General features: G+C 29.0%; 6 protein-coding genes and 1 pseudogene. All 7 read right to left on the reverse strand.

The features are described 5' to 3' along the window. On the reverse strand, nt 1–956 hold a 956-nt coding region (locus tag T483_RS0118100), incomplete at its 3' end, for a fructose PTS transporter subunit IIA (protein ID WP_026888097.1). A gap of 125 nt (nt 957–1,081) precedes the next feature. After that, nucleotides 1,082–1,984, reverse strand: coding sequence for a 1-phosphofructokinase (pfkB, locus tag T483_RS0118105; protein ID WP_026888098.1), 903 nt, complete (start codon nt 1,982–1,984; stop codon nt 1,082–1,084). Further along, nucleotides 1,977–2,729 (reverse strand): DeoR/GlpR family DNA-binding transcription regulator, encoded by a 753-nt coding sequence (locus T483_RS0118110; RefSeq protein ID WP_026888099.1) that lies wholly within the window; start codon nt 2,727–2,729, stop codon nt 1,977–1,979. The genes pfkB and T483_RS0118110 overlap by 8 nt, the downstream gene beginning before the upstream one ends. Nucleotides 2,730–2,857: 128 nt before the next feature. After that, nucleotides 2,858–3,715, reverse strand: a complete 858-nt coding sequence (locus tag T483_RS0118115; RefSeq protein ID WP_026888100.1) for a pyridoxamine kinase — start codon at nt 3,713–3,715, stop codon at nt 2,858–2,860. Nucleotides 3,716–3,963: 248 nt separating this feature from the next. Beyond that, nucleotides 3,964–4,455 (reverse strand): mannose/fructose/sorbose PTS transporter subunit IIB, encoded by a 492-nt coding sequence (locus T483_RS0118120; protein WP_026888101.1) that lies wholly within the window; start codon nt 4,453–4,455, stop codon nt 3,964–3,966. 579 nt (nt 4,456–5,034) lie between these two features. Next, entirely contained in the window at nt 5,035–6,522 is a 1,488-nt protein-coding gene (locus T483_RS0118125; protein WP_026888102.1) for a UxaA family hydrolase, read from the reverse strand. A 90-nt stretch (nt 6,523–6,612) separates the two neighbouring features. Then, nucleotides 6,613–7,213 (reverse strand): annotated as a pseudogene (locus tag T483_RS0118130) (tagaturonate reductase); the annotation flags it as partial.

Here is a 7,213-nt window from a genome sequence, read left to right on the forward strand (position 1 = left end):
AATGCTAAAGCTATTAATATACCACCACCTATTACAAACGGTAACATATGTGATACACCATTCATAAGATGCTTATAAATTTGACGTCCAACTGATTCGTTTGAAACATCTTCGCTGTTATCAGCACCACCTGCATGATGATATATTGGAGCATTTCCACTTATAGCTTCCTCAATTAATTGAGTCGACTTGTGTATTCCATCTGCTACCTTAGTTTTAATTACTCTCTTACCATCAAATCTAGCCATTTCTACATTTTTATCAGCTGCTATAATTATACATTCTGCATTTGCTATTTCTTCTTTTGTTAAAACGTTTTTAGCTCCGCCAGAACCATTTGTCTCAACTTTTATTGAGACTCCCATATCTTTACCCTTACTTTCAAGACTTTCTGCTGCCATATAAGTATGTGCAATTCCTGTTGGACATGCAGTTACTGCTAATACTCTATAACCACTTTTATTCATCCCTAATTCCCCCTTTACCTCTTCTGGAAACTTCTCCATTTCCTTCTTATCTATTAACCTTAAAAACTCCTCTTTATCAGAACAGTCGATTAAGCTTGTTCTAAGTGCTTCATCCATTAATATAGTAGATAATCTTGCTAATACCTCTAAGTGTAAATTATCATTATTATCTGGTACAGCAATCATAAAGAAAAGATGTGCTGGTTGACCATCTAATGAATCATAATCAACACCTTTTTTACAAATTGCAGCTGCAAGAGATGCTTTCTTTACTGCGCTTGTTTTTCCATGTGGAATTGCTATTCCATCCCCTATCCCAGTCGTACTTAATTCTTCCCTAGCTAATATTGCTTTTTTATATTCTTCTTTATTATTTAAATTTCCAGTCTTGTCCATTAAATCAACTAATTCATTAATACATTGTTCTTTTGTGCTTGGATTAAAATTTAAGTTTATACCTTGTTTGTGTAATAAATCTACAATCCTCATTTTTGACCTCCTAAAATTTAAACATATTTTTTATACTTTTGTAAAAATCATAATACTAATTAAATTTCCAATATTAAAGCTTTAAAATATAATAAGATTCAACTCATACTAGAATAAATTTGTTATTAAATTTCCTTTAATAATTCATATACTTGTTCTTTTGTTGCCAATTCTTCTGAGAAAGCACTTGCACTTCCTGTAGCAATTCCCATCTTGAACGCTTCTTCTATATTTTTGTTTTTTAAATATCCGCATAAGAAACCAGCTACCATTGAATCTCCAGCTCCAACTGAATTTTTAAGTATGCCTTTTGGCACAGCCCTTTTTATCGGATCTCCATTTTCAGGTAATAGAATTGCTCCATCCCCTGCCATCGATGTAAGAACATTTTTTGCTCCCATTTCCTGAAGTTTTCTACCATATTTAATTATGTCTTTATCATCTTTTATCTCTACCCTAAACATTTCTGCAAGTTCATGATGATTTGGTTTTATTAAAAACGGTTTATATTTTAATACCTTTAATAGCAAGTCTTTTGTTGCATCAACTATGAATTCTACACCTTTATCCAATAAGCTGTTCATAATGCTTTCATATATATTATCTGGCACACTATTGGGTATACTCCCAGATAATATTAAATAATCCCCTTTTGTCAGATGCGAAAGTTTTTCATGTAAAAGGTTTAACTCTTCATCAGTTATTGATGGTCCAGAACCATTAATTTCTGTTTCTCCATCACTTTTAAGTTTCACGTTTATTCTAGAAAATCCACTTTTTAATTTTATGAAATCACAATTTACACCATGACTTTGTATTTGTCGTAAAATTTCATCTCCAGTGAATCCTGCAACATATCCAAGAGCTGTATTAGCTACCCCTAGATTTTTAAGAACTATTGATACGTTAATTCCTTTACCACCTGCATAAATATTTTCTTCTTCAGTTCTATTTAATGAATCAACTTTAAATGAATCAACTTTAACAATATAATCTAAAGAAGGATTAAGAGTTATTGTATTAATCATTTTTTATCACCTCTATTACATTAGTATCATAACTAATATTATTATCAATTTTTGTTGTTATTAATGTTGAATCTGCTATTGCTCCGAAAGTTATAAAACTAACTTTTTCTAATTTAGATTGATCCGCTAATACATATGATTCTCTACACATTTTCATTGCTTGAGCTTTAACCATTGCTTCATTCATATCTGGAGTTGTATAACCATTCTCGTTGCTCACGCCATTTACTCCAAAAAATCCTTTTGAAAAGTTATATTTTTTTAAATCTTCAACCACAGTGCTTCCTACTATTGCTTCAGTTATAGCTTTAACTTCGCCTCCAACAATAAAGGTCTTAAAACCTCTTTCCAAAAGCTTTTTGGCATGAACTATTCCATTAGTTACAACTATTATTTCATTGGCTTCAATAAAATCTATTAAGATCTCAGTTGTTGTTCCAGCATCTAAGTAGAGCATATCTCCATCTTCAATTAATGCAGCAGCATGCTTTGCTATTTCAGATTTTTCATCTACATTCAAAGATTGTCTAACATTAACTTTATAATCGTGCTTAGATGTGCTCTCCCCTATTGCAATTGCACCTCCATGAATTTTCTTTAAGAGCCCCTCACTATCAAGTGTATTTAGATCTCTTCTAACTGTAGATTCCGAAGCATCCAGTAATTTTACTAAATCAGTAACAGATACTATTCCTTTTACCTTCAACTCCTGAAGAATGATATTAAACCTTTCTTCTGTAAACATTATCATCACTCCTCTGATATAATAATAACTTATATTCCAATAAAAATCAATCATTTTATTTCAATAAAATTCATTTATTTTCACAAGTATTGATTTTTATTGATTGTTTATATTCGTATTTAAATATATTATTCTTTTATTGACCGTTTTAAGTTATTTAACTGATATAATATAGGTTCTAAAAGCAATCCTTCTCTTACTGGATAATCATAAAAACTGCTTTCCTTAATACAATTCTCAACAAATTTGCATGATTCCTCAACACTCTTTTCTAATGAATTGTTATCCATAATTAATCCAATCAAAACTGATGTAAAAACATCTCCAGTTCCTGGATAAGATCTTTCTATCCTATCCCTAATTATTAATTTTAAAGAATCGTTTTCTCCATTATATATAGTTATTCCAATCTTCTTTTTATTTCCAACAGGTACACTTGTGATTATTACATTTTCACACCCAAAACTATATAATTTTCTAGAAATCACTAATAGATTTTCTTCATTCACTTCTTCTACAATCTTTTCATCACATAAAATACACGCTTCCGTAAAGTTAGGTGTAATGATATGCGAATATCTTATTATCCTTTTTAAGCCATCTGAATATTCCTTATTAAAATTACTATAATAAGAACCATTGTCAGCGAAAATAGGATCGAGCACTATCAATGATTTATTCTTGGTTACAGATTCTAATAAAAGTAAAGTTTCTTCAATATTATTATTACTTCCTAAATATCCAACAAATATACTTTCAAAATTTATATTCAATTCAAGATAGTGTTGAGCCGCCTTACTTATATAGCCATCCAATCTTTCTATGTTTGGACTAAAGCCTCCAGTATGACTTGTTAATATCATAGTGGGTATCGGGCAAACCTCAACCCCCAAAGTCGATAAAATAGGCATTACATTGGTTAAAGCCGCTTTTCCTATTCCACATAGATCATGTAAAACAGCTGTTCTTTTTATAGGTTTTCTCATAGATTTCTCCTCTCTAAAATATTTTTATATTCAGTTTTTTAATTCTTCGTCATATTCAATTGAAATACAACTTCTTTGTAAAAAATTATAGTATTAATACCCAAATCAGGCAAATTAATTACCATATAATTGAATTCAACTTGAACTTTTACTTTGTTTTTATCATACTTTCCTAATAATTTTAACCTTTAATAAAAAAATGCTATATCCCTATCTATAAAGGTTATATAGCACTTCACTGTTATTCTCTATAAGAATTTCAATTCTTTTAACCTGTCAATTAAATTAACCTTGTTATCTTTCACTACCTGCCTTATCTCTAGTTCAATGCCTTTCTCATAAAGTTTCTTGAAACATTCTATATCTTGATTATTTACGGATATAGCACCAGTAATTTGTTTTTTTCCATCCTTATAGCACATTCCTCCAACATTTACAGACTTAATATCAACTCCACCTTCAATCATTCGAAGCACATCTGCTGGATTCGTAAATAAAAATAAAGTTTTAAAATTATTATATTTGGGATCTTTATAAGCCTTGATAGCAGTCTCTATTGATATTACATAAGCTTTGATTCCTTTTAATGCTACTTGAAGTAGCAATTGTTTTCTTAAATCATCTTTAGCAACTTCATCACTACAAGCCATAATTCTGTTACATCCACTTGCTTTTGACCATATAGTAGCAATCTGTCCATGTATTAATCTGTCATCAATTCTTACAAAGCTAATTTCCATGATTCAAAACTCCTTCAAATTTTATACTATAAAATATTTTAGATTAATTCTATATTTATGATATATATTTAAACACATTCTAATAGTATCTCGTTCTAGAATATATACTAAAATAAATCAAATTATTAAAATTCCTAATCAATAAACAATCTTGTTATTTTAATATTACGCTGAAAAATTAATATTCAAAAACATTTATCTAAAAGCTCTACATTCCGCTTTTTTAATTTGTAATTATGATATCACAGAATGTATTCATTTTCAATCACAACAATTCATTTTCTTTCACATACATTCATAATAGTCCTATTCAAAACTTCAAAATTAAATTTTCTCTTGCTCTTCTTATTTAAAAATCATATAAACAAAATTAAATCATAATTATTTAATCTTGTTTATATTAAATAATTAATTAAATTCTTTATGTTAAAAAAATAAAATACAAATTATAATTGGCATAATAAAAATAGCATATTAAATTAATTTTAATCTATAAAATCAAAATTAATTTTTAATATGCTAAATTTGTTACATACTTTTACTTTAAATATATTTTTCTATACTTTCTTATGCCAAATTTTATAAAGTAACACCTTGTTTTAAAATTGCTAACTCTTTAAATTTATTAATCTCATTATTTACATATTTTCCATTAGCTACTTCGATTACGTATTTTATAAACTCTTTTGTTACTTCATTTAAAGTTTTATCTTCAACTAAAGTTCCTGCATTAAAATCCATCCAATGTGGCTTTAAATTGTATAGTGGAGTATTTGTTGATATTTTCATTGTAGGAACAAATGTGCCAAATGGTGTTCCTCTGCCTGTTGTAAATAAAACCATATGACAACCGGCTGCCGCTAAAGCTGAAGCTGCAACTAAGTCATTTCCTGGTCCACTTAAAAGATTTAAACCATTAGTTTTTAAAGTTTCACCATATTTTAATACACCTACAACTGTTGAATCTCCTGATTTTTGTGTACAGCCTAAAGATTTATCCTCTAGTGTTGTAATTCCACCAGCTTTATTTCCCGGAGAAGGGTTTTCATATATAGGCTGATTATATGCCATGAAGTATTCTTTAAAATCATTTATTAAATGTACAGTTTTATCAAAAGTTTCAGTGTCTTTAGCTCTATTCATAAGAATTGTTTCTGCACCAAACATTTCAGGAACTTCTGTAAGTATTGTTGTTCCACCTTGTGCAACTAAGAAATCCGAAAAACTGCCTACAAGAGGATTTGCAGTTATTCCCGAGAAGCCATCCGAACCACCACACTTTAATCCAACTTTTAAATTTGATAGAGACACCGATTCTCTCCTATCATCTTTCATATTTTCATAAAGCTCATGCAATATCTTAGCGCCTTCCTCTATTTCATTCGAAACTTCTTGTGATACTAAAAATTTAATTCTAGTTTTATCATAATCCCCTAATGACTCAATAAATTCAGCCATTGTATTATTTTCGCAGCCAAGTCCAAGTACTAATACTCCTCCAGCATTAGGATGCTTTACTAAATTTCCAAGTATAGTTCTTGTATTTGCATGATCATCCCCCAATTGAGAACACCCATAATTATGTTTAAAAATTTCAACACCATCTATTCCAACAGGTTTTACATCTTCTTTAAACTTTTCGATTATTCTCTCACCAATTCCATTAACACATCCAACAGTCGGAACTATCCAAAGTTCATTTCTTATACCAACATTACCATTTGTTCTTTTATATCCCTCAAAAGTGAGATTTCTATTTTCTATTGAAACTTGTTTTAGCTGTTGATTAAAATTATATTCCATAATTCCATCTAGATTTGTTTTAATATTATGAGTATGAACCCATCCTCCTATTGATATATCTTCAATAGCATGTCCTATTGGATATCCATACTTGATTACATTTTCGTTAACTTTAAAATCCGATATAGCTACTTTGTGACCTCTTTTTATGTCTTCTTTTATTTCAATTTTTTTATCTTCAACTTCTATAATTTCGCTTTTAGATAAATCTCTGAGTGCTACAACAACATTATCTTTTTCATTTATTTTTATAACTTCTTTCATTGCTCTCTACCTACTTCCATTAAATTATTGTGTATAACTTTAAATTTAATAGCTACATAAATATTTTAGTATTAATTTATAATTTTATTTTTAAAGAACTTCTTTTATAGCTTCCTTCATTCCTACTTTTTCAATTATTTCTAAATATCTTGAAACTTCATCAGTTAAATTAGGAATTTCATTTAAATTGCTTCCCCAATTCTTTTCGTATGCAAGAACGGATGTTACAATTTTGTTTATCCCTTCTTTTGTTCCATCATGTTTTTCCCATAATTCCTTAAATAATTCTAATATATCTTCATCATCTGCTAATTGAATATCTTCTTCTCCTCTTTTCCCTTTATAGAATTCTATTAAGGATGCAAGGGAGAATACTAATTTCTTAGGAAGTACACCTTTTCTCTTTATATATTCAGTTAAACTTGGCAAATCTCTTGTTTTGTATTTAGATAGTGAATTTAAGGCTATACTCATCAAATAGTGCTTTACATATGGATTTTGAAATCTTTCTATAATCGCATCTGCAAATTCTACTAATTCTTCATGAGGTAAATCTAAAGTTTCTATGATTTCATCATATATTACATCATGAACATATTTTCCTATAACTTCATGATCAACAGATTCTCCTACAGTTTCTAATCCATAAAGATATGCTACTGGAACCATTGCTGTATGAGGTCCATTTAAA

Origin of the sequence: Clostridium beijerinckii HUN142 (assembly GCF_000621745.1) — a bacterium.
Taxonomy (GTDB): Bacteria; Bacillota; Clostridia; order Clostridiales; family Clostridiaceae; genus Clostridium; species Clostridium beijerinckii_A.